The organism is Paenibacillus sp. 2TAF8, assembly GCF_052114825.1.
GTDB lineage: Bacteria > Bacillota > Bacilli > Paenibacillales > Paenibacillaceae > Paenibacillus.
The window spans coordinates 469,923-495,283 of the sequence record NZ_JBFRFN010000002.1 but is presented as its reverse complement, the minus strand read 5'-3'; the positions used below and the strand labels follow the sequence as shown (position 1 = coordinate 495,283).

Below are 25,361 nucleotides of genomic sequence, written 5' to 3'. Positions count from 1 at the left end.
TTGTTTATTTTGGAACCGGTTCCTCTGCCGCAAGACTTCTGATTTTTGCATCATGATTGGAGATTGATATGACGTATGAAAATGACAAGAGAGCAGCTCTACCGACGGATTGAGCAAGCTGAGCCTGGAGAGATTGCCAAGCTGGAAGCTCAGATCGCTACATGCTCCTGGAGACAAAGTTATCATATTCAGCCTGTGACGGGTCTGCTCAATGATCCTAACGGCTTTTCCTATTATCAAGGTTATTATCATCTGTTCTATCAGTGGTTTCCTCTTGGAACAGAACATGGCTTGAAATATTGGTATCATACCCGCTCGAACAATTTGGTGAACTGGGAGAATGTTGGCATCGCCATTGAACCGGGAGGTCCTTATGATTCCCATGGAGCGTATTCGGGAAGTGCGATTGAAAAAGACGGTAAATTAAACCTCATCTACACGGGCAATACAAGGGATAAGAACTGGATCAGACATCCCTATCAGTGTTTGGCGATCATGGATGAGGAGAATGTAGTCACAAAATTCGAACATCCTGTTATTTCGGACGTACCGGCCGGATATACCGAGCATTTCCGAGACCCTAAGGTGTGGCAGCATGATGATGTTTATTATTGTGTCATTGGAGCCCAGCGAATGGATGAGACAGGATGCACGATGCTGTATCGCTCGGCAGATTTAAAACATTGGCAGTTTCTTGGTGAGATCATGACAACACTGCCTTCTTTTGGTTACATGTGGGAATGCCCAGACTATCTGGAGATGGAGGGTCAGGGTGTATTGATCTTCTCACCGCAAGGCATTCAGCCGGAAGCGGAACGATACCACAACATTTATCAGTCCGGTTATCTCATCGGCGAGCCTCTGGATCTGGAGTCGAGAGAATTCAAACATGGAAAGTTTCACGAATTGGATCGGGGCTTTGATTTTTATGCGCCGCAGACGATGCATTCACCGGACGGAAGACGCATTTTAGTCGCGTGGATGGGACTTCCTGATCTGGCGTATCCGACAGATGATAGCGGATGGGCACATTGTTTAACGCTTCCACGTCAACTATCAATTCAAGGTGACAAGCTTATTCAGCAGCCGGTTCCAGAAATGGCGCAGCTGCGCGGGGAGCAACAAGGTATCCAAGCTCAGAGTACGATTAACAATGAGAGCCGATCCTTTGCAGGATTTCATGGCATCGCTTACGAACTCGAATGTGAGATAAGCCAGAACGATGCAAACCTTGTAGGCATTGAGTTTCGGGCGAGTGATACGGAGAAAACGATCGTTCAGTATAATCAACTGGACCGCAAACTAATACTGGATCGCAGTCACTCTGGTGCAGCGCTGTCGGAAGCCAATGGTACGATTCGCTCCTGTTCGTTGGATGTGGATTCAGAAGCAGAAGTGCACAATGTAATCAAATTGCGTATGTTCGTGGATTCATCCTCGGTTGAGATATTTGTCAACGATGGGCAGGAAGTCTTCACCAGCCGGATCTTTCCAAGCCGGGACAGTGCGGGTATTCAATTTTTTGCACACGGGGGCAAGGCGGACTTCAAAATGGTCATATGGAAGTATGAAATGGAATGAGAGAGGAATGAGACATCATGTCGGATAATCAACGTATCGCCCAAGAGGTCATCCAGGCCGTTGGGGGAAAAGACAATATCGCCTCCTTTGCACACTGTGCAACACGTCTTCGCATTATGGTGAAGGATAAAGAGCAGATCGATCAGAAACAAGTCGAAAACATCGACAAGGTGAAGGGTGCCTTTTTTAACTCGGGTCAATATCAAATTATTTTCGGCACAGGTACGGTCAATCGAATTTTTGAAGAAGTTGAGAAGCTGGGGATTGAAGGGACATCGAAAGAAGATGTGAAGAGTCAGGGGAAAAAGGAAGGCAATGCATTTCAGCGGGCAGTTCGTACGTTTGGTGATGTCTTCGTCCCGATTATTCCTGTGCTCGTAGCAACAGGCCTGTTCATGGGACTGCGCGGACTGCTTACGCAAAATGAAATTTTGGCATGGTTCGGTGCAACGCCTGATGATATTTCGCCAAACTTTCTATTGTTCACGCAGATTTTAACGGATACGGCTTTTGCGTTCCTGCCTGCGCTTGTTGCCTGGTCCGCATTCCGCGTATTCGGCGGAAGCCCGGTGCTCGGGATTGTACTTGGTCTGATGCTGGTGAATCCTGCGCTACCGAATGCTTATGCTGTAGCTGATGGCTCGGCGCAACCCTTGCATATGTTCGGGTTTATTCCCGTCGTAGGGTATCAGGGTTCGGTACTGCCTGCCTTTTTTGTAGGTTTACTCGGTGCAAAGTTTGAAAAGGTACTGCGTAGACGTGTGCCGGAGGCACTGGATTTGATTCTGACTCCATTCATTACGTTAACGGTTATGATTACGCTAGGACTATTCGCCATTGGCCCAGTATTTCACTCGCTTGAAGAATGGGTACTGCATGGCACAACGGCTGTGCTCAATCTGCCTTATGGAATCGCTGGCTTTATTATTGGTTTCTTGCATCAGATCATCGTTGTTACGGGTGTACATCATATTTTCAACTTTCTGGAGATTCAATTACTAGAGAAAACAGGGTTTAATCCGTTTAACGCAATCATTACATGTGCTATGGCTGCACAGGGAGCGGCATGTCTTGCTGTGGGTTTGAAAACCAAAAATATGAAGCTCAAAGCACTCGCGCTTCCTTCATCGTTATCCGCATTCCTTGGTATCACGGAACCAGCGATCTTTGGTGTGAACCTGCGTTATATGAAACCGTTTGTGATGGGTCTGGTTGGGGGTGCAGTGGGTGGTTTCATCGCTTCGCTCTTCCATCTGCAAGGTACAGGTATGGCTGTTACGGTCATTCCGGGAACACTTCTGTATTTGAATAGTCAATTGCCTTTGTACATCTTGTCCAACGTAACGGCAATGGCGATTGCATTTGCACTTACCTGGTTCTTCGGATATAAAGATCAACCTGTTGAGGCAGCTTCCGACAGTGCTTCATCTATTGGCACAACAACTGCGGCTTCTGCGTCATCAGCATCGGGAGCAGCGTCGACACAGGCAACGACTGCCTCAGCAGCATCAGCATCGGTTAGCTCGGCATCTCACTCAAAAGTGAAACTTCTGGAGATCGCATCTCCGATCCATGGTAGAGTCGTTGAACTGGAGCAGGTACCTGATCCGGCATTTTCAGAAAAACATATGGGCGAAGGTATTGCGATTGAACCTTCCGAAGGAAAAGTATTTGCTCCATTCGATGGCGTCGTTGCGCATGTGATGGATAAGAGCAAACATGCTGTCATTTTGGAGCATGAAACAGGAGTTCAGCTGTTAGTTCATATCGGCATCAATACGGTTGGATTAAAAGGCAAAGGCTTTGTAACCCATGTGAAAAGTGGGGATGCTGTAGTTGTCGGGCAACTACTCATTGAATTTGATATGGATTTCATTGAGGAGGCAGGACTACCGCTGATTACTCCTGTACTTATCCCAAGCGGTAACGACACCATTGCTTCTGTGAGAGCGATATCAAGTGGTATTGTGCAAGCAAACGGGAAAAAAGTGCTGACGGTAGAGTTTGCAGAGCCACATTAAGTATATGCCCGTAAAAAATGTAACCGTTACATCAGCATGAGAACAATCTCAGCTGAATATAAAATAACAATTTTAATCTGTTCTATATAAGAAAAAAATAAGATGAAAACTACAAAAACAAGGGAAACCGGGTGGAGACATACGCCATGGGTTTCCCTTTTTCTGTGATTTTTATAGTCCAGCGTTTCGTTTGAGTCGTTCTGCAATCTGTAGAAAGTCCTCCGGGGATATACCTGGAGCGAATTCCTCCGGCAGGTCGGGAAGTTCGGGAATGGGCCCTCCATATCCCGGCAAGCCCGCATAGGCCTCCAGTTTGCCGCCGTCTGGGTGTACTCCTTTCCAAATCTGGGCAATCTGCTGATAATCCTTGTCACTGAACGTATACAATCGCCGTTGTTCACCCATCGCTTCCCATTTGCGGGTGGTCTCAAACGCTTTGTTATCGAGAGAGGGGATCGGGATCAGCTTGGTCACGTCTACACCTGTTGCAATCTCCAGCGCTTTGGCATAAGCCAGAATATGCACACCGCCCCGTACAAGCAGGTAACCTGTCATTTCACGAGCCGTATTATTGTCGGTCATTTCATACACTCTCATCTTATGTGTTCTTGCTCCGCATTCCAGAAAGAAGTTATGCAGCAGATCTAAAATCAGGTTACCACTACTAAAGACATACGAGCCATTCCAGGGTCTTCCCATGGAGTCATACGGTAGTGCCGTCTGCGCGGATTCAATAAAATGTGAAGTCATACGTGCATCCTTGGCTATGCGGAGCGGGGTGGAGTCTGGTGCGCCAGGGGACGTCGAGCCTTCAAGCATCAAGTTAATCGTGTTTGCGACAAGTTCGACATGACCGAACTCCTCCGCCGTAATACTGGCGACGATGTCATAGAAGGGACGCAGCTTGGATCTGCCTCTGAAGTTAAACGACTGAAACATGTAATTGTTCAGCGTTGACATCTCGCCATATTTTCCACCAAGTAATTCCTGTACTGCACTGGCGCCATTCGGGTCCGGATTATTCGATATAGGCAGTTCAATAGCAAGACGATCTACACGTTTAAACATGTCAATTCCTCCTCAATCCTCATTACCGTAAAGGTATGAAGGTTGACTTGTACGTTATGCAATCTTTTGTCGTATCTAAGAGACAGAATGAATAACAAAGACAAATAAAACGTTCTGCCAGAGCACATGCTCTGGACAGAACGTTGTGGATAAAGGCAGATCAGGAGGAGCTACCTGTAACCTGAGGTCCATTCTTTGTAAGGGTATACTCAATCACATCACCGCTCCAGAAGTGGAACTTGAGATGGATTTCTCCATCCTTCGTTTCATTGAAAAAGTTAGGCTTCAGCTCAATAACATTGCGTTCATAATCCGGGCTGAACGTATAAGCGAATTCCTTAAATGATGTCCAGTTCTGAGGGCCGGCGTTTTCTCCGTCCTCATAGGTTGCTTCCATAGTCGCGAGTTGATCGCCGCCGAATTTAGCAGGAATAGCAAAAGCGCTGGTTGTACCCTTCGTATCATTCAACACAGGTGTGTTGTATTGAATAATATTCAGCTTCCAGTCTGCACCTCCACTGAACCCGGCTGTCAGTGTAGCATTTATGCCAAGCTTATTTTGGACAGTTAACCGGGAGAGAAGACCGGATTTTAACGTAAGTACACCTTTTCGAATCGTGTAATCTTTCCCTCTAACCAGTGGAGTCGTGCCGCTTTTCAACGAATAGAACCGATTTCCATTATGATGGAGGGCAATTTTTACATCCTGAACGGGTTCATGTTGTTTCAAATAAATTTGATCGGTTTCTGCCGTGGAGGAACGACCGCTCCAGCTAGCCCGGATCATATCAAACAGCTGTTGATCCGACCAGGTAAAGCTGGTACGTCCAAAGTGTTGTCCATTGTCCCAGAGCATGGTTGTCATCTGTTTTTGACGGGAGTAATATCCAACGAATTCAAAAAACTTTAATTTCTCACCTTGTTCAATCACACCTGTATGCTGGTCAAACCCGAGCAAACCATACTCACCGATGATGACTGGAGTGCCTTTGGCTGTGAAGGCGTCATATACGCGGTCGAACGTGTCGGTAACATCCTTTTGCACTTCGGCGTTAAATTTGGTGAAACCCGCGATGTTCACGCTGAAAGGCCAGAAGCCATAATAATGTACGGTTGCAATGAGATTGGGATCATCCAGTTTCTGAATCGTCTGATTCAACGCATCCAGGTCGGGCTGAGCGGATGAAGTATGCATGGTAGGCAGTACAAGTGGGCGAGTATCGTTGTTTCCGCCAGACGATCTTACGATATGATGAAAAGAAGTGTTCAACGTATCCAGCATGCGGTATCCAGTAGCTACATTGGTTGTGCCGCCTTCGGTAAAGCGGGGTTCATTGACACTTTCAAACATCAGCTTATCGGGAGCATCTTTGAACTTGCTTGCAATCTGAGTCCATATGGCATTGTAGCGTGCAAGCACATGATCATAGTCTTTTTCCATGGTACTGATCCAGCGCCAGGAATCATGGTGCAGATTGATCATGACGTAGAGGTCTTCATCAAGTGCCCAGCCGACAACTTCCTGAACTCGATTTATGTAAGCGGTATTGATGGTGTATTCAGGTTTGTCACCAATGTGTGCTTCCCAGGTAACGGGGATACGGATGCTTTTGTATCCTTGATCGGCAATGGATTGTATCAGTTCTTTCGTAATGCGTGGGTTACCCCAAGCGGTCTCATCATCACCGACAGCATCCAGCGAGTTGCCGAGGTTCCAGCCAGGTTGCATCGCGTTAACATAGGTTTGCATTTCACTTACAGGGGCTTCTTTACTGGCGGATTCGAGGTTGTCTGCGGCTGCAGAAGTCATAGCAGCAGAGAACAATGACAGAACCAAGGCAGCCGCCACGGTGAATGAGAGGATGGACTTTCGTTTTTTTCGCATCAATAACATCTCCTTTTTGAATTGGATTCATTGTGCTCAAATATTGAAAGCGTTTTCTGAACAGTAAATATATCACAGTTAACAGGAAGGAAATACCATCACAATTAGAATAAAATTCATTCGGAAATTAGGGTGTGTCTGAAAACTCTGAAGAAAGCAGATTTTGCTGAATTTTTGTTCTAAGTAAGGAAGTTTTCTGTAGGCGTGCCGTGACACGTCAAAGGAAAGTGTCGCAGCAGGGGGCAAAAAGGCGGTAAATGATGCACTTCAGTTGGTTTCAAGACAAACCCTAGTGCTTATCTGCTGCATTTGATTTATATTTAAATGAATGGCAATACACTGAACTAACGTGGACAACACAGGGGGGCACATATCATGAAACTCGATGCACATCAACATTTCTGGAATTATAACATCCGTGATTATGGTTGGATTGGTGAAGAGATGAGCGTGATTCAGCGTTCCTTTTTGCCGGAAGACTTGCAGCCAATCCTCACAGACTCTGGCGTATCAGGCTGTGTAGCTGTGCAGGCCCGGCAAAGCCTTGAAGAAACCAATTGGCTACTCGAACTCGCCGACAAGCATGATTTCATTAAAGGCGTAGTTGGCTGGGTAGACCTCTGTTCTGACGAAGCTTCATCTCAACTGGAAAAGGTTGCGGCTAACCCGTGGCTGAAGGGAGTACGTCATGTCATACAGGATGAGCCGGATGTAAAGTTTGTGCTGCGTGAAGACTTCCAAAAAGGCATTGCACTGCTGGAACAGTACAATCTGGCCTATGATTTGCTCGTATCAAAGGAGCAACTTCCGTATGCGGTGGAATTGGTTCAAAAGTTCCCTCAGCAGCGTTTTGTCATTGACCATCTGGCTAAACCTGATATTAAAGCGGGTGTTATATCTCCTTGGAAGGAAGCGATGGAAGCGATGGCATCCTATTCTAATGTCTATTGCAAATTGTCTGGTATGGTCACCGAAGCAGATTGGAATAAGTGGACACAGGAAGATTTCTCCCCTTATCTGGATACGGTACTTCAAGCGTTTGGACCAGAGCGAGTGATGTATGGCTCGGACTGGCCTGTATGCACCGTAGCGGGTACATATGGAGATGTGATTAATCTGTTGCAAACGCATGTGCAGAGCTTGCCAGAAGCGGAGCAACAGCTGATTTTTGGTGATAACTGTGCCGCATTTTACAACTTGTGATGATCTGGGAATTAGCGTTTGTATGATCAATAAATGATCTGTAAATGCCCGTAAATGATCCTAAGGCCATATGTTAATGACTCGTGCTCGTTGACATATTTCCTGTTTCTTGGTAATGTTTTACCTAATCCGCATATATGTTTTCTGGGAATGTTACCGAATAAGGGCATAACCTGAGCTGGCTTGTGACACACATTAGGTGTGTACAGGCTGGTTCGGGTTTTTTCTATTTTCTTAGTGGCAAGCCTGAAAGGCAGCATAGGGGCGGATCATTTGAACTACATATTCGAAAGGAGAATACGAATGACAACATTTAAATTTCCTGAAAACTTTCTGTGGGGTGGAGCGATTGCAGCCAATCAGGCAGAAGGGGCATACCTTGAAGGTGGCAAAGGCCTGAGCATTGTTGACCTGCTGCCAACAGGAGAAAACCGGAGAAGCATTATGAAAGGGAATGTTCCGGAGTTCACACCACTAGCCAGTGAGTTTTATCCTTCACATGAAGCAATTGACTTCTATCATAGATACCCTCAAGATATCGCTCTTTTCGCCGAAATGGGGTTCAAAGCATTACGTGTATCGATCGCTTGGGCACGCATTTTCCCGACAGGTGAGGACGCAGAGCCGAATGAAGCGGGCTTACAATTTTACGATGACCTGTTCGATGAACTTTTGAAACATGGCATTCAGCCGGTGGTTACGCTTGCTCACTTCGATGTACCTGTACACCTGATCGAGCAATATGGCAGCTGGAGAAGCCGCAAGCTGGTGGAATTGTTTGAAACCTACGCCATAACGGTATTTACTCGTTACAAAGATAAAGTGAAATACTGGATGACGTTTAACGAGATCAATATGCTGCTTCATCTTCCTTTCCTTGGTGCCGGACTGGCATTTAACGAAGGTGATAATATCAAAGAAATTCAATATCAAGCGGCACACCATCAACTCGTTGCAAGTGCGCTTGCCGTTAAAGCTTGTCATAAGATCATCCCTGATGCCATGATTGGCTGCATGCTGGCAGCAGGTAGCTTCTACCCGTACACATGTAACCCCGAAGATGTATTCCAGGGAATGGAGAAGGACAGAGAATCCTATTTCTTCATCGATGTTCAATCACGCGGGGAGTATCCAGGTTATGCCAAACGTTTCTTCAAGGATCACAACTTGAACATTGTAATGGAGCCGCAGGATGCTGACATCTTGCGAAACCACACAGTAGACTATATCGGATTCAGTTATTATTCAAGTCGGACAACTAGTACAGACCCTGAAGTGAACAAAAATATGACCAGTGGCAACGTGTTCGGTTCCATAGCGAATCCATACCTGGCCAAATCGGAATGGGGATGGACGGTTGATCCCAAAGGTTTCCGGATTACGGCGAACCAGTTACATGACCGTTATCAGAAGCCTCTGTTTGTAGTGGAAAACGGCTTTGGTGCACATGATGAGGTTACTGCTGAGGGTGAAGTTGATGATTCGTACCGAATTGATTATTTGAAACGCCATGTGGCGGAGATGGGCGAAGCTATTCAGGATGGTTGCAACATCATTGGTTATACCAGCTGGGGGCCGATTGACATCGTTAGTGCATCTTCGGGCGAGATGAGAAAGCGTTACGGTTACATCTATGTGGATCGTGACAATGAAGGGAAGGGCGAATTGACCCGTATCAAAAAGAAAAGCTTCGAATGGTATAAAAATGTTATCGCATCCGGCGGGACAGATCTGGGAGACAAGTAGTTCAGGGTTTATTCGAAAACACTTGCTTCCAAACATCGGAAGTTGCATGAATTCATGTAACTTCCTGATGTCTGCTCCTTGAAAGCGTTGACATCTAACGCAGTTCACGCTATACTTGACGCAAATATATCATTTCTGGGATTGTTACTACATCACACGTAGGCAAAACCTGAGCACTCAAAAAGCAGACTGCCACGTCTCGTTTATTTTGTGATGCTCCAGGTTTTTTTTGTATGCCCATAATGGGATATATCACTGCGACTAGAGAGTGGAACGTGACGGGGGGATTGAAGTGAAAATAGCAAAGGTTATCAACAATAACGTCATTAGCATCTATCAGGCCGACGGGGCAGAGCTTGTTGTGATGGGACGTGGGATTGCCTTTAAGAAAAAGCCGGGAGATAAAGTAGACGAGACCCGGATTCAGAAAGTATTTGCCTTGAAAAACAAACAGACATCCGATAATTTCAAAACATTGCTGCGCGAAGTTCCGATGGAACTTGTTGAAATTGTGGAGGAAATGATTGCCCATGCGCGCGATAATCTGGGACGTAAACTCAACGAGAACATTTATGTTTCGCTTACAGATCATATTCATTTTGCCATCGAGCGTTATCATGAGGGGATTGAGATTAAAAACGCATTGATGTGGGAGATAAGGCAGTTGTACAAAGCGGAGTTTGGGCTGGGACTGCGTATGCTGGATCAGATCAACAGCAGGATGGATATCGAGCTACCAATAGATGAAGCGGCTTTTATTGCGCTACATATTGTGAACGCGGAAATGAACGAAGAAGTCATTACAACGATGAATATTACGAAGTTTATCCAGCAGATTATTAATATTGCCAAGTATCATTTCAAAATGGAGTTTGATGAGGAGTCTCTCAGTTACTTCCGTTTTATCACACATCTCAAGTTTTTCTCCCAGCGAGTGCTTAATGGAATGCATTATGACAACAATTATGATCACTTTTACGACATGATTAAGGAGAAACATCCCGAGGCAGCTGCATGTGTAGAGAAAATCGCGTTGTTTGTCAAAAAAGAATATGATCACGAACTCACCAACGAGGAAAGGTTATATCTTACGGTGCATATCGAACGTGTCGTAAATCGTTAATATTTTAATCATTGACATAAATGGGTATATTATAATATTATGTTTTTAACAGGAATTGAATACGATTTAACTGGGATTGTTACTGGTTATGCAGGCAAAACCTAAGTCATGTGTATTTTGGAATTTTACGTCCATTTACGCAAGGCTTAGGTTTTTTGTGTGCAAAAAAATCGGTAGAGAGCCTGTTTGACTAAACGTAGGGGGGCAAATCATGAGTCAAGAGAAATTGGCTAGAGAGATTGTTGAACGGGTTGGCGGTGAGAAAAACGTACAATCACTTGTACACTGTGCAACACGATTACGATTTGTATTAAAGGATGATTCCAAGGCCGACAAAGCAGGTTTGGAGAAAACGGAAGGTGTCATCGCCGTTAAGGAAAACGGAGGTCAATTCCAGGTTGTCGTGGGTAATAAGGTTCCAGAGGTTTATCAGGCGATTGGTCAGATTAGCAATATTCTGGACGATTCATCCAGTAAAGAAAAAAGCAGCACAAAGGTCAAAGGGCTAGGCGGCATTATTGACGTCATCTCCAGTATTTTCGCTCCACTACTTGGTGTTATGGCAGGAGCCGGTATTTTAAAAGGGTTGTTGCTGATTGCCAACAATGTCGGTTGGCTTGAAAAGACAGACACGACCTATATCATTCTGTATGCAGCAGCAGATAGTTTGTTCTACTTCTTGCCGTTGCTGTTAGCGGTTACAACGGCACGTAAGTTCCAAGGAAATGCATTTGTTGCATTGACCATAGCAGGAGCACTGATCTATCCTACGATTATTCAGTTGAAAACGGACGGAACGCCAACAGACTTTTTCGGTATTCCTGTAGTCCTGATGAGTTATGCTTCGACGGTTATTCCAATTATTCTGGCCGTTATTGTGATGAGCAAGCTGGAGAAGTTCTTTAACAAGATACTTCACGATAGTATTAAAAACTTTGTTACACCGCTATTTTTGCTCGTTATTATGGTTCCGCTCACACTGCTAGTCTTCGGACCATTCGGTGTATATGTCGGTAATGGCATTGCATCGGCGATGGTGGCTGCATTTGGATTCAGCCCGCTACTTGCCGGAGCTGTAATGGGTGCAAGCTGGCAGCTGCTCGTTATTTTCGGTGTGCACTGGGGTCTGGTGCCTGTATTTATTAATAACATTGCCGTACACGGTCAGGACGGTGTGAAGCCGGCGGCGACAGCTTCTGTCTTTGCTCAAACGGGTGCAGCATTTGGTGTCATGCTCAAAACAAAAAATAAAAAATTGAAAACACTCGCTGGATCATCAACACTTACAGCGCTGTTCGGAATTACTGAGCCAGCTATTTACGGTGTAACGTTGCCGCTGAAACGTCCATTTATTGCAGGGGTTATCGGTGGTGCTGTCGGCGGAGCCATTATCGGTCAGGCGGGTACGCAGGCTTTTGCTTCAGGTGCGCCTGGATTGTTGACTTTGCCGATCTTCTATGGACCAGGTGGTCAAGGTTTTCCAGGCTTGATTATCGGTATTGCCGCATCGTTCATTGTTTCCGCAGTATTAACGTATATCATGGGCTTCAAAGACCCTGTCGATGATGAAGTAACAAAGGCAGAATCCGTACCATCTACTGGAGCAGCGGCTACACCTCGTAAAGATGCTTCTTCGAAGTCATCTGCTCAGGTTACTGCTACTTCCGATCAAGAGGTATTAAGCCCGATTGAAGGTAAAATTGTCGATTTGGCTGAGGTTCCAGATCCGGCGTTTGCTTCAGGTGCGATGGGTAAAGGGATTGCGATTGAGCCGTCAACAGGACGGGTTGTTGCTCCTTTTGATGGAACGGTAACCGTCGCTTTTAAAAAGAAACATGCGCTTGCTGTGGTTTCGGATTCAGGTGCAGAGATTCTGGTGCATGTAGGTGTGGACACGGTCAAACTTGATGGACAACATTTTATCTCCTACATCGAGGAAGGTGACAAAGTGAAGGCGGGCGATTTGCTGCTGGAATTCGATATTGAGCAGATTAAAGCCGCCGGCTATCATACCGTAACTCCAATCATCGTAACGAATTCGGCAGATTACAATGATGTTGTTCCGCAAGCTACTGGACAAGTAAGCAACAAGGATATGCTCTTGAAAATTGTCGGAACAGAAGCGAGTAAAGCATAAGTAACTAGGGAGCAACATGCAGCATTTTGAAAAAGTTAGACAGAGAGTGATAGGCAATTAGGGCTTCTGTAGCTTAACATTTTAAATTTCGATGAATCACTAGATGAATCACTCATGGATAAGTTGCAATTATTATGCATCTTATAAATAAACAAACAACCGCCAAGAATGAACTGCACCCCAATTGTTAGACACAACTACCAATTGGAGGTGCAGTTCAAAAGATGTGGCGGTTGTTTGTGGTCTGTTCATAATGAATGGCTGGTTATGGAAGGAAGATTGCTATTCACTTGCTTTAACTACATTAGAATGCATGTGACCTGTCAGCCGCGAAGGCGGATATACGACGCGAACGGGAGCAATGATGATTGTGGCAAAGATGGCCTTGACCAAATCACCGATAATATAAGGGTAGAAGCCTTGAATCATCGCATCTGACAACGACATGCTGAATCGGTAAGCCAGCCAAGGAACACCTGTAACATAGATTAACAGGGAACCAAACAACTCAATGATGATAAAAGCAAACAAAAATCCTTTAAATCCCCGAATTTGCACTTTGGAGAGGAACAGACCCATGAGCAATGCGGCAAACGGCCACATTATGACGTATCCCCCGGTTGGTCCCAGTAGCACACCAAGACCGCCTGTGCCATGTAACAGAGGAAAACCAAGTCCTGTAAGCACAACGACAAGGGCCATACTGAGAAAGCCATAGAGCGGCCCAAGCAGTCCACCAGCCAACATCACTGCTAAAGTTTGTAACGTAATTGGTACAGGTGAAAAGCCAAGAGGAATGCTTATGTATCCGAAAATAACGAGAATAGCAGCCATAAGTGCACTAAATACAATGCCACGCAATGATAATTTCATGTTTGTACAATCCTTTCGATTTTGATAGAATCATTGTTAACCAAATCAATTAATCTGGTTGACGATTAGCATATTATCATATAATTCCAGAATGTGAAAGGACTAATTTATAAATGCAAGACAAGTTACCTATCATTTCATTGCTAGATGTCCGTGTGCACTATGCTACTGAAGGCGGTGAAGTTAAAAAGGCGCTGGACGGTGTCTCGCTTACGCTCCAAGCGGGAGAGTGGTTAAGTATCGTGGGGGCTAATGGAAGTGGAAAAAGTACACTAGCCGGATTGCTGATTGGCTTCATTCCCTTATCCGCTGGGGAACGAAATATTTCTGGAAACCTGACTATTCGCGGTGTGTTACAGCAGCCCGATGCACAGGTGCTGGGAGATACGATTGAAGAAGAATTTCATTTTGCTTTATCACATTTACATATTTCGAGCGAGGAGAAAGCAAGACGCAGACAAGAAGCATTACATCTTGTGGGACTGCACCACCCACTGGATACGGTGATCGCACGCTTGTCCGGTGGACAGAAACAGTTACTTAACATTGCTACAGCCCTTGCGGTTAAGCCGGATGTACTGATTATGGACGAACCGGCAGCGATGCTTGATCCTGATGCGAGAGACCGCATAGAACGTATTGTTCAGTCTGTTACGAGAAACGGTACGGCAGTAATCTGGATTACTCACCATCTGGAGGAAGCAACCTTATGTGATCGGATTATGGCTATGAGTAAAGGGAACTGTGTCTATGACGGCATACCGGAGTCTTTTTTCTATCCAGAGGTCACAGCTATGGAGATAGCAACAGGTACGAAGTCGTATGAAAGGYTTCAGTCTCCTTGTGAAGAGGTTGGGCTGGAACCACCTTTCACGGTAAAGACGTGTTTGATCTTGAAACAGCGTGGAAAACTGCAAGATGTTAATCCTCTTCGGCCGGAGCAGCTTGCGAAGGAGGCTGCACGTTGGTGATTGAACTTAATAATATATATGTGCGTGTTCATGATGAAACGAAACGAACCTTACTTGATCATATCTCGGTTACGCTAAATCGTAGTGAGATCACACTTCTTCTGGGCTCTACTGGCTCTGGCAAGACAACGCTGTTGCAGACAATGGCTGGTCTTAAGCAGCCGGATTCTGGAGACATTATGCTTGCAGGACAGCCGATGTGGAATAATGGCAAGGTACCTCAGTCTGTTTTGTTTCAGATGGGACTTGTGTTTCAGTTTCCAGAGCAACAATTGTTTGCTCGAAATATCAAGCGAGAGCTATTATATTCCCTTCGCCCTTATCGTTTGAGTGATGCTGAGCAGGAACAACGGATCGAAGCAACCTTGGCTCATTGGGACCCGCTTAGAGTAGATGAGGGGGAGCGACGTTTTCACTTGGACAGATCACCCTTTGCACTTAGTGGTGGAGAGAAGCGCAGATTAGGGCTTGCACTCGGTTATGTGGCGAAGCCACACTGGCTTTTGTTAGATGAACCTAGCGCAGGGCTTGAGGCACAGAGTATCCGGTTACTGCTCGATTCCCTGGATGAGCATCGGGAAGGCGGAGGAGCCGTCATTGCGACGCACGACCTGGATACATTTCTACCACATGCAGATCGTGTACTTTTATTGAGGGAAGGGCGCCTGACAGCAGATCTGACGCCGCATGAACTATATAAGCATCCTGAGATATTAATGCAAGCAGGAATCGGTCTGCCTCCATCCATGCAACTTGCGGCGCAGCTGAGAGAGGCAGGGGTGCAGATCAGTTCTCAAGCGATGACCCCGGAAGAGATAGCGGAATCTATTTTACGTTCCGGGATGGAGATGACGGATATTTCTCTTAACGCGGAGAGTGACAATGACACCGGTGCGATGACACACGGTACATCTACAAGCGCGTCTGCAACGGTCATTTTAAAAGAAGATGGGTGTGAATCTTCTGTTTCTGCCGTAACAGACTCATTGTTGAACGTTAGCGAAAGACCAGAGTCTTCTTCGAGTTCTTCCAGTTTTTCCAGCCGTCTGAGAAGCATGATGGACCCGCGTCTGAAATGGATATTGTATATGTTGCTTGTTACAGCGGCGATGCTTCAGCATCATTGGGGTGGACTGACGTTAACTCTGATTCCTGTCGCTGGTGCTTTGGCTATCTTGCCTCGTCAGATGCTGATGGGATGTATCAAGTTGATGAAACCACTTGTTTTGTTTTTTGTTCTTTCTACAGCATTATCGGGCAGTACCTTGACCACAGGAGATAGCGGGATTCAACTGGGCTTTTCCTTGACTCAGGCCGAGGGAACATTACTTAATCTGTACCGCTTGTTCATCGTAACCCTTGCAAGTCTGTGGTTCTCACTTACAACGCCATATGGACGCATGGTTGAAGGACTGAACTGGGTGCTGGCTTATGGGAGAAAAATCAAGCTGCCTGTAGCTTCGTTTGCACTGGCTGTATCCTTGATTTTCAGATTTATTCCAATGATTTGGAGTGAGTGGCAACGGTTTTCGCTGATCGTACGGGCGCGCGGAAAAGCGGCTTTGAAGCCAAATACAGTTCGTGTACGAGATTTGGGGCCCATGATTATTCCTCTAATCATGGCATTGTTCCAGCGCGCTGAGGATATGACGATTGCGATGGAGATGCGTAAGGTGAGAGAAAACGGCGCATTTGGCGCTCGTTCCACACTTCTGTTCTGGAGCAGGCGGGATACCTGGATTGGCATCCTTGGGCTGCTTGGGTTTGTTGTGTTGGTATCGGTGCGCCACTGGTAAGTGGCGCAGATGAAGATGCTGATTCGCTTGTCGTATCAGTACCAGAAACGCAGTGTTTTCCAAGAAAAGTGCATAAAAACTTTCCATTTCGTCCACCTTAAAGGTGCGTTGATCATCTCAAGACGATCAGGAGGGACGAGTAATGGAAGAGAAGTTTTTGCAGGAAGAAAGGCGTGAATATACCGACGTGTCCACTGTAGAGTCGCAGCGGAATGACATTACGCTTGAAGAATTTCCAGAGGGCCCATACGGTTCATCTTTGTTGTCCGAGTCGCTTGGGAAAAGCTCTCCGTGGCGAGCAGATCAGAGAACTGCACACCGTTTTGACTATGAAAACCATGAGTTGCACGAGGGGGAAGTGCGGGATTATCCGGGTCAAGATGTCTTTGACGAAACGGTTCCAGATGATGTACATGAACCTCAATACCCGGGTAAAATGTAATAACGATTTTATCCAATTGAAATCCTTATACGCAGCCTTCGGCAGGAAAGTTCGTGCGAGGGCTGTTTTTCATTTCGTTTTATTGCATCCAATTAAAGCAAATTAAAAAAATGTGTTTACTTCCGTACTGGAATTTTGATATTATAATCGCAATATCAAATGCAACGACGAGACGAGTAGATAAAAATGATTCTTTCATCAGAGAGCTCCGGTAGCTGCAAAGGAGCAAAGAACCTTTTATCGAATAAAGACTCTGAGCAGCACATCGGAATTGGCTTACGCTGAAGGATGGTGTGACAGGCGCTCCTGTTATAGAGCTAGAGTATAAACGGATGAAGACAGCATCTAAAGTTGCTGGGTCATCCTTCACATACTTGAAGAGGCGAATATGGCGACATATTTGCGAATCTGGGTGGTACCACGAGTGTTCAATCTCGTCCCTGAGACTTTTGTCTTGGGGATGGGATTTTTTGGTTTTTTCGGAGCTGAATTACACGCTTTCGATGGACCTGAATAGTGTGAATGATAGGGTAATAATATTTCAAGTATCCCATGTACGATGACAGTAACAGATGATCTAACTTAAATCGGAAGGAAATGATGATTCCATGTCAGCAAAATTAAAAGTCGGTATTGTCGGAGGAACAGGAATGGTGGGTCAACGTTTTGTAGACCTGCTCGATCAACATCCGTGGTTTGAAGTAACAGCGATTTCAGCAAGTGCCAACTCGGCAGGCAAAACGTATGAAGAGTCTGTAAAGGGAAGATGGAAACTAGCGGTTCCAATCCCTGAGCCGGTAAAAAACATTGTGGTGCAAGATGCATCTCAGGTTGAAGCTTTTGCAAGCCAGGTTGATTTTATTTTCTGCGCGGTGGATATGAAAAAGAATGAAATTCAGGCGCTGGAAGAGGCTTATGCCAAAACGGGTACTCCTGTTGTGTCCAACAACTCGGCTCACCGCTGGACAGCTGACGTGCCCATGGTTATTCCTGAAATTAACCCAGGCCACTTGGCAGTTATTGAAGCTCAGAAAAAACGTCTGGGTACAACTACAGGTTTTATCGCTGTAAAACCAAACTGCTCCATCCAAAGTTATGTGCCGGCGCTGCATGCATTGCGTGAGTTTAACCCGACACAGGTTGTGGCTTCCACGTATCAAGCCATTTCTGGAGCAGGCAAAAACTTTACGGACTGGCCTGAAATGCTGGATAACGTGATTCCTTACATTGGTGGCGAGGAAGAAAAAAGTGAGCAGGAGCCGCTGCGCATCTGGGGAAGTGTAGAGAACAATCAGATCGTTAAAGCATCTGCACCATTGATTACAACACAATGTATTCGTGTACCGGTCACAGACGGACACTTGGCTACGGTCTTTGTAAACTTCGAGAAAAAACCGAGCAAAGATGAAATTTTGGAGCGTTGGTCTCAGTTTAAAGGTCGTCCTCAGGAGCTGGCTTTGCCAAGCGCGCCGAAGCAGTTCATTACGTACTTTGAGGAAGAGAACAGACCGCAGACTCAGCTGGATCGTGATATCGAGCGTGGCATGGGCGTATCCACAGGCCGTTTGCGTGAAGACTCACTTTATGACTATAAATTTGTTGGATTGTCCCATAACACACTTCGCGGAGCGGCTGGCGGAGCCGTGCTGATTGCTGAGTTGTTAAAAGCGGAAGGATATATTCAACCGAAGTAATGAGTGTCATCCAATAAACAATGTGTAACATCTAATGAGAAGCATGAAAAACGTCGACATGAAATGTCGGCGTTTTTGTTTTATTCAATTCGTTTACTATAACATATGGCAAGATAACCTTTATATATAAGTAAAAGGCTCCTGATACTCTTTAAGCATTTCAGTCCATCGAGATGAAATGCTAGCGGAGATCGGAGCCTTTTTCCGTTGCGGATGGAGTTATCAAGCTGCTGAAGTTTTATCCGAATTGCGCAATAGCTGTGAACGCCTGCCGAGCAAGTACCCTGAGAGGGACGCGAGCATCTGCTGAAATACCATACCAAGCACGACAGGAACAGCAACGGGCGGCGGAAAATAAGTAACAGCAAGAACGGCACCAGCGCTAATGTTACGCATTCCTCCGTTAAAGACAAGAGCCACTTGATCCGCTTCATTCCAGCCTAGCCACCTCGCAATGAAATAACTAAGTGCATAGCCGAATGATGCCAGAAAAACAATGATCACCGCCAGCCCAGCCAAGCGCCAGTTGAAGTCAGCCAGATAGGGTGCGACAACCGAACCGTTAATGGCAACGACCGAAGCCATAAACAATTTGGATAATGGATTAAGCCGAGGCCCCCACACAGGAACGATCCCACCTTTAGTCCATTCATTAAGGAGCATGCCCAGCAGTGAAGGGAAAACAATCATCCAGAATAGGCTACTCATCATCGCTGCCGTATCCAGTGTGACGCTTGTGCCAACAAGCAGGGATAACATGCCGGGCACAACAAATGGAGCCAACAAAGTATCAATTAGTATAATCGAAAGGGTAAGCGCAATATTCCCCTTGTAGATGCTTACCCATATAAAACTGCTAATACCCGTCGGAATGACTGCAGCAAGCACAAGTCCTGTGATGGTATAAGCATCGGTTGGAAACACGAGATGCCCCATGCCCAGTGCAATAAGAGGCATTGCCAAATGCAAGATCAGAAGGCAAACAAACAGCGGAAAAGGCTTTTTTAAGACATTAACAAAGTCTCGTACGCTCAGACTAATACTGCCCGCAAATGTCATGAAGGCAAATAGCCAAGGCGACAAGTACGTGTAAGATGATAAAAAACTGCCGCATAAAACACCAATGATAATACTAGCGGGGGTAATCAATGGCATAATGCGGTTCAAGCGTTGATTCAAGGCCTGAAGCATAATGATGACATCCCTTTATTGTGTGATTCTCCTATTATACATCGGAATGTCTAGGCATGCAGGCTGATTTGCAATGTAGCTTGGTGAACAAGTATCATGAAGTAAGGTACCATCATTCTGAGATGAAGAAAGGAAGATGATCATGCGAAGGCGAAACAGAACACACAGGACGATGATGACAGCTATTGTGGCCTCCAGTATGTTGATGCTATCCGCTTGTTCGCTTGTAGAGCAAGCCAATCAAAGTTTGAGTTATGTAAGCGGTGCTACGGATTATATTAATCAGGTATCGAGTGCTGGGACCGAGTTACAACAACTTGCAACAGATGCCATCAATAACCCGGATGTAACGGGTCAGCTTCAAGAAAAGATTGATTTAATTCAAGCAGAAGCCGCTGAATTTTCGGAGATGAGTGCGCCTGCTATTGGAGAAAACATTCATGAGAATCTGGTTAGTTATAATATTCAACTGACAGAGGTCATGAACCAATTCGAAACTTCCATCGCGGAGCAAGGGATTACCGCTGAAAATTGGGAGAAGACAGGTATTCCAGAATTAATCAACAACATCAACAGCTTGAAGGAACCGCTGAGCGGATTACAAACGGAATAATAAGTTTAAATTAAATAAAAGAATAATCTTTCCTCCTCTTTTAAGGAGCATTTGAACAGGAAAGTTACAGAAGACGGGTGATCTGGAAGGGTTACTCGTCTTTTTTGCATATTTATTTTGAAGAAAGAAAAACTATAGGGATTACGACAAAGATCCAAAATTCTGGCAATGTATCAATCAGGAATACCATGATGGTGAATGTGTGTTTGGTAACAAGCTGTTCTATCATAATCGCATCATTTGACAAATGAATGATAGACTAGTATGGTTAGATTATTAACATTTATATAGTTACTAACATTAAACTAGCTATTTGAAACCAATTTTATTTAGCAAAGGAGATCTATGTTATGTCCGAACATACGGGAAAAGTCATTGTTATCACAGGTGGAGCAAGCGGGATTGGAAAAGAAACAGCACTGCAACTATCTGCACAGGGAGCAACAATCGTTGTCGCGGATTTTAACGAAGAAGGAGCCAAACAGATTGCGACTGAGATTGAAGCAGCGGGTGGCAAAGCCGGAGCTTATAAAGTAGATGTGTCCAAAGGTGATGAGATTAARGCTTTGATTGACTGGACTGTCGAAAAGTATGGAACATTCAACGGGATTTTCAACAACGCGGGTATCGGTCTTGTAAAGCCGTTTCTGGAAATGGATCCCGAATCCTATCACAAAGTTATTGATGTGGATCAACACAGCGTATACTACGGTATGTATTATGGCGCGAAGAAAATGGTTGAATTAAACGTGCAAGGCACGATTGTTAATACAGCTTCGATCTATGGAAGCGTGGCAGCAGTAGGCAGCTTCAACTATAATGCGGCGAAAGCAGCAGTAGTGATGATGTCCAAATCAGGTGCACTTGAACTGGCCGAGCATGGAATTCGAGTGTTGGGTGTGGCGCCTGGGTTCATCGAAACTCCGATTCTGGGAAATGACAAAGCCATGAAGGATGCGTTGGCCACTCAACATATGCGCGGAGAGTTGATCCAGCCAGAAAAAGTAGCAAGTGTGGTGACCTTCCTGTTCAGTGATGCCGCGAGTGCAATGAACGGTACAACGGTGGCGGTTGATGATGGTTTCCTGAGCTTTAAAACGAAATAGAGGGTTATTTAACCCTAAATTATATTGCATTTAAAAGAACCAAAAGGCACAGGAGGTAATCATCCTGTGCCTTTTCATGTTCACTCTTGTAATCAGATCATCATACAATAGTGTCGAATCATCCCGAAATTTAGGAGTTCATGATACAATATAAGGGCTGCTCGTTTTATCCATTTGTGGTCTCATACACAATACGAACTCCGAGTGAGCCGTAACTTTCTTCTTTATAGTGACAATGAGTGCAGGTTTTGACTGAGCATAATTCATCATGATGTGTTTGTAATTTTTCGTTACAGCGAGGACATGTATTCACAAAAAGTGTCTTCAACACATTCAACATGCTTAATCACTCATTTCTGATTAAATTACTTGGTTTTAAAGTATTATACCCGAATCCAAGTGTTCTGTATATGTTTTTGTAATCAAATTTTTATCTTTTTTTGATTTTGTATCTTCGTATTATCTTCATGAAAGGAAGCGTATAACCGATGGATCTTTTGCTTTTCTTCATCATGTTTATACTGGGTCTAATCGGTTCATTTTTCTCCGGATTGCTTGGCATTGGTGGGGCGATCATTAATTTTCCTCTCTTGTTGTATGTTCCGGAAATGGCAGGGCTTGAACCGTTCACAGCTCATCAGGTGTCAGCCATCAGCATGTTTCAAGTGTTTTTTGCTTCTCTTGCGGGTGTAGTTGCATTTCGCAGAAAAGCAAAAGCAGGCAAAACTAGCGGCGCTGTGATCGATTCCAAACTTGTACTGTATATGGGAAGCAGTATTCTGGCGGGTAGTTTAATTGGGGGGGTTATCTCAGGCATGCTGGCTGAACGTATGATTCATCTGGTTTATGGGATTCTGGCGATCATAGCAATCGTTCTAATGCTCATTCCGAGCAAGGCGCGGCTGGATCTGGACCAACCGTTAACGTTTAATAAAATGATTGCTTCAAGTACTTCGCTTGCTGTAGGAATCGATTCAGGAGTTGTCGGGGCTGGAGGTGCATTCGTACTCATTCCTATTATGCTGACTGTTTTGAAGATTCCAGTTCGAACAACGATTGCTTCATCCCTCGCGATTGTCTTCATCTCTGCGATAGGAGGTGTTATTGGGAAGTTATCTGCAGGAGATATTCCAGTGGAGCCGATTATCTACACCGTGCTGGGAAGTTTAATTGGCGCATCAATTGGCTCAAGAGTAAGTTCAATGGTTAATGTGCGGCTACTTCGATATGCGTTGCTGCTCTTAATTGCGATTACTGCGGTTAAAGTATGGTCTTCGATATTCTAATTGAACGCTCTTATCTTTCAGACATTTGTAATTTCGTAACCAAACGGCCCAAGTGCCGTATATAGGATATGAACATGAGCGGACCATGTTTAACTTTAACCGAAGTTGAGGGATCAACCGATGAACAACGTACTTATGAATCAGACGAAGGCCGAAGCTAATGCAGATGAAGCTTACCGTCTCGCAGAACTGAAAGCATCTCAGTATTTTGTGACACTCTCTCAGCAACTACTGAATAATACTCATATAGATACACTTACGAAAGATTTTAGGATTTGGCAAAAAAAACATGTTCATCGTTGGAGCTGGTTATCCTGGTTCGCTGGCAAAAGAAAACCGGATGCCACTGACATTCAGAAATATATGCATTGGCTCAATGCGAACGGCAAGATCGATGAGTATCTGGATCGCAGCATCTCATATATCTACATGCGCGATCTGGGGCAGGCGCTGGATAACCCAAAAACAAAAGACAAGATTAAGCGTATCGCTAAGGATACCAAAGCATACTTTATGCGTGTCACAAGTGAACAACAACGTCAGGCTGATTACATAAGCCCGGCAGCATTATATCGGTGGGGACAGCGGGAGCAGATTGAAGAGGCTGTGATCTGGGTGATGGACAAATTAAAACATGTTGCAGCAAACATTCCCCCAGAACTCGATGCGGCGCAGGCACAACGTAAACTGATCAAGATTATTCTGGGCGTCGTGCTTCATGTCGACGATGAGCTTACAGAGGACACGCCATGGGAGGAACGGATTGCAAAACTCGATGCAGCCATCAGGCTGGGTTATTCCTACGGTTTAACGTACCCTTTTGTGGATGATCTTCTCGATTCTCAGGCGCTGACCACACAGGAGAAGGAACAGTATTCGGCGATGATACAACAAGCTTTGCTTACCGGCATTGTGCCTGATCTTGGAGAATGGAAGGGGCCGCAGCTTGAAGTAATTCGGTATGTACACTCCGAGCTTCGAGAGGCCTTTGAATATATTCGGAACTATCAGCGTGAGGAGATGCGGCACACTTTTTTTGAACAGTCTTATGTGTTCTTTCAATCCCAAGAGATCGATCGTGGCAAGAAATTATCCAATGCCCATTACACGAACGAAGACCTGTACATCCCGATTATTATTAAGTCGGCATCGTCCCGATTGATTGTACGTTCTGTTCTTAGCGCACCGGAAGATGAAGGGTTTGATCTGCGCACGTTTCATTACGGGATTTATAATCAGCTCGCGGATGATTTTGCAGATATGTTCGATGATATGCAGGACGAGGCAGTGACACCTTACACGTATTATTTAAAATATCGAGATTTGCGTCCGGATTTGATTAATCCGTATGAGTTGTACTGGGCAGTCATCTCGTTTCTGATCCATGACGTCTACAACTCCAACGCCAAGGCGAGAGAGGTTATTCTGGATCGTGCGATTAACGGGCTGAAGCGCTGCAGAGAGCGGCTCGGTCAGGCGGAGTATGACGAGGTCATGACGATCTTTGCTTCAGGCCAACCCGAACTTAATCAAGTAGTACAACAAATGGTGCGAAAAGCAGATGATGTGGACTTTCTGGACAAATTGTTACGGGATCAGGTTGTGCTGCAGCTCAGTAATGATAAACAAGAGAAGGAGTCGTTCCAGCAGACGATCCGAACGGTACGTGAACAGATCAATGTAGAACTGCAAATTGACAAAACTGCTGAAGAGCTCGATATGAAGGGGAAGCTGATGGACGCGGCCAACTATAGTCTGCAAGGGGATGGCAAACGTCTACGTCCGATCCTGACTTGGGTCATGGGTGTTCAGGAGTACGGGCTCAGCGAGTCGGCGATCATGCCGTTGTTACGATCTATGGAGTATATGCATACCGCTTCACTCATCTTCGATGATCTGCCCACACAGGATAATGCTGAGATAAGGCGTGGACGTTCCACGCTTCATCAGTTGCATAATAGCGCAACAGCAGAACTTACAGGTCTATTCCTGATTCAGCGAGCGATTCGTGAGCAATCTTCACTGCATCGGTTTGATGCGCAAACGGTGCTGAAGCTGATTCAATATTCGGCTATGAAAGCCGAGGATATGTGTATGGGTCAGGCGATGGATCTGGGCTCAAAAGGAAAGTTGCTCTCGCTAGAAGAACTGAATACGATCTGTTTTTACAAAACAGGCATTGCCTTTGAGGCGGCGCTGGTTATGCCAGCAATTTTGGCAGAAGTAAAAGATGAGGAGATCGATGCGCTAAAAGCGTTTGCGTATCATGCAGGCATTGCTTTTCAGATCAGGGACGACCTGCTGGATTATGGTGGAGATCAACAAATTCTAGGTAAACCCGCTGGCCAGGATGAGCGAAATAACAATTCAACCTTTGTATCCATTCTTGGGGAGACAGGTGCTCAAAAAGCGATGTGGGAGCATTATTGCTTTGCTACCGATGCATTACGTCAAATGCCCAAACCGATCCCATTTTTAAAACATCTGCTGGATTATCTGGTTGGCCGTGAGAGGTAGAGATTTACCGAACTTATAATTGCTATTCGATGTATACTAAATAAGACCCTCACCCGTATTTTAACGGAGCTGAGGGTTCTTTTGTATTTTTGATGTTGCTCGCTCAGC

18 protein-coding genes and 1 other annotated feature are annotated in these 25,361 nt (G+C 45.2%); of the genes, 14 read left to right on the top strand and 4 right to left on the bottom strand.

Going from position 1 to position 25,361, the window contains the following annotated elements:
- The first annotated feature begins 75 nt into the window (after positions 1-75).
- Positions 76-1,581 carry a glycoside hydrolase family 32 protein gene (locus AB4Z30_RS04225; protein ID WP_441923588.1) on the top strand — a complete coding sequence of 502 codons (1,506 nt, stop codon included), beginning with the start codon at positions 76-78 and terminating at the stop codon, positions 1,579-1,581.
- Positions 1,582-1,598: 17 nt separating this feature from the next.
- Positions 1,599-3,602, top strand: coding sequence for a sucrose-specific PTS transporter subunit IIBC (locus tag AB4Z30_RS04220; RefSeq protein ID WP_441923586.1), 2,004 nt, complete (start codon positions 1,599-1,601; stop codon positions 3,600-3,602).
- Positions 3,603-3,773: 171 nt separating this feature from the next.
- On the opposite strand, the gene AB4Z30_RS04215 is transcribed toward AB4Z30_RS04220, so the two are convergent.
- A complete protein-coding gene (locus AB4Z30_RS04215) occupies positions 3,774-4,670 on the bottom strand; it encodes a manganese catalase family protein (protein ID WP_441923584.1) in 897 nt (298 codons plus the stop codon).
- 160 nt (positions 4,671-4,830) lie between these two features.
- A complete protein-coding gene (locus AB4Z30_RS04210) occupies positions 4,831-6,558 on the bottom strand; it encodes a cellulase family glycosylhydrolase (protein WP_441923582.1) in 1,728 nt (575 codons plus the stop codon).
- Positions 6,559-6,930: 372 nt separating this feature from the next.
- On the opposite strand from AB4Z30_RS04210, the gene AB4Z30_RS04205 reads away from it, so the two are divergent.
- The 4 genes from AB4Z30_RS04205 (at position 6,931) to AB4Z30_RS04190 (ending at position 12,764) form a co-directional block, all read left to right on the top strand.
- Entirely contained in the window at positions 6,931-7,758 is an 828-nt protein-coding gene (locus AB4Z30_RS04205; protein ID WP_441923580.1) for an amidohydrolase family protein, read from the top strand.
- Between the two features lie 303 nt (positions 7,759-8,061).
- Positions 8,062-9,504 carry a 6-phospho-beta-glucosidase gene (locus AB4Z30_RS04200; protein ID WP_441923578.1) on the top strand — a complete coding sequence of 481 codons (1,443 nt, stop codon included), beginning with the start codon at positions 8,062-8,064 and terminating at the stop codon, positions 9,502-9,504.
- Positions 9,505-9,796: 292 nt separating this feature from the next.
- Positions 9,797-10,627 (top strand): BglG family transcription antiterminator LicT, encoded by an 831-nt coding sequence (licT, locus tag AB4Z30_RS04195; protein WP_441923576.1) that lies wholly within the window; start codon positions 9,797-9,799, stop codon positions 10,625-10,627.
- 211 nt (positions 10,628-10,838) lie between these two features.
- The gene (locus AB4Z30_RS04190; RefSeq protein WP_441923574.1) at positions 10,839-12,764 is read left to right on the top strand and encodes a beta-glucoside-specific PTS transporter subunit IIABC; all 1,926 of its coding nucleotides are present in this window, start codon (positions 10,839-10,841) and stop codon (positions 12,762-12,764) included.
- A 282-nt stretch (positions 12,765-13,046) separates the two neighbouring features.
- Here AB4Z30_RS04190 and AB4Z30_RS04185 read toward each other — a convergent pair whose 3' ends face one another.
- Positions 13,047-13,637: a biotin transporter BioY gene (locus AB4Z30_RS04185; protein WP_441923572.1), complete on the bottom strand. Its 591-nt coding sequence runs from the start codon at positions 13,635-13,637 to the stop codon at positions 13,047-13,049.
- A 113-nt stretch (positions 13,638-13,750) separates the two neighbouring features.
- Here AB4Z30_RS04185 and AB4Z30_RS04180 point away from each other — a divergent pair, with 113 nt between their 5' ends.
- The 4 genes from AB4Z30_RS04180 (at position 13,751) to asd (ending at position 18,540) form a co-directional block, all read left to right on the top strand.
- Positions 13,751-14,608 (top strand): energy-coupling factor ABC transporter ATP-binding protein, encoded by an 858-nt coding sequence (locus AB4Z30_RS04180; RefSeq protein ID WP_441923570.1) that lies wholly within the window; start codon positions 13,751-13,753, stop codon positions 14,606-14,608.
- Complete coding sequence (locus tag AB4Z30_RS04175; protein WP_441923568.1) at positions 14,605-16,404, top strand: ATP-binding cassette domain-containing protein; 1,800 nt, start codon at positions 14,605-14,607, stop codon at positions 16,402-16,404. The genes AB4Z30_RS04180 and AB4Z30_RS04175 overlap by 4 nt, the downstream gene beginning before the upstream one ends.
- Before the next feature lie 142 nt (positions 16,405-16,546).
- Positions 16,547-16,846, top strand: a complete 300-nt coding sequence (locus AB4Z30_RS04170; protein WP_429351136.1) for a hypothetical protein — start codon at positions 16,547-16,549, stop codon at positions 16,844-16,846.
- Positions 16,847-17,001: 155 nt separating this feature from the next.
- Positions 17,002-17,291: a binding site (T-box leader), on the top strand.
- Positions 17,292-17,454: 163 nt separating this feature from the next.
- The gene (gene asd, locus AB4Z30_RS04165) at positions 17,455-18,540 is read left to right on the top strand and encodes an aspartate-semialdehyde dehydrogenase (RefSeq protein WP_090924033.1); all 1,086 of its coding nucleotides are present in this window, start codon (positions 17,455-17,457) and stop codon (positions 18,538-18,540) included.
- Positions 18,541-18,762: 222 nt separating this feature from the next.
- Here asd and AB4Z30_RS04160 read toward each other — a convergent pair whose 3' ends face one another.
- On the bottom strand, positions 18,763-19,731 hold the full coding sequence (locus tag AB4Z30_RS04160; protein WP_441923565.1) for a bile acid:sodium symporter family protein: 969 nt from the start codon (positions 19,729-19,731) through the stop codon (positions 18,763-18,765).
- A gap of 142 nt (positions 19,732-19,873) precedes the next feature.
- On the opposite strand from AB4Z30_RS04160, the gene AB4Z30_RS04155 reads away from it, so the two are divergent.
- From AB4Z30_RS04155 to AB4Z30_RS04140, 4 genes are all read left to right on the top strand, one after another.
- Positions 19,874-20,344 (top strand): DUF6376 family protein, encoded by a 471-nt coding sequence (locus AB4Z30_RS04155; protein ID WP_441923563.1) that lies wholly within the window; start codon positions 19,874-19,876, stop codon positions 20,342-20,344.
- A gap of 350 nt (positions 20,345-20,694) precedes the next feature.
- Complete coding sequence (locus AB4Z30_RS04150; RefSeq protein ID WP_441923561.1) at positions 20,695-21,450, top strand: SDR family NAD(P)-dependent oxidoreductase; 756 nt, start codon at positions 20,695-20,697, stop codon at positions 21,448-21,450.
- Between the two features lie 488 nt (positions 21,451-21,938).
- Positions 21,939-22,736 (top strand): sulfite exporter TauE/SafE family protein, encoded by a 798-nt coding sequence (locus AB4Z30_RS04145; protein ID WP_441923559.1) that lies wholly within the window; start codon positions 21,939-21,941, stop codon positions 22,734-22,736.
- A 135-nt stretch (positions 22,737-22,871) separates the two neighbouring features.
- Positions 22,872-25,253, top strand: coding sequence for a polyprenyl synthetase family protein (locus tag AB4Z30_RS04140; protein ID WP_441924195.1), 2,382 nt, complete (start codon positions 22,872-22,874; stop codon positions 25,251-25,253).
- The last annotated feature ends 108 nt before the right edge of the window (positions 25,254-25,361 follow it).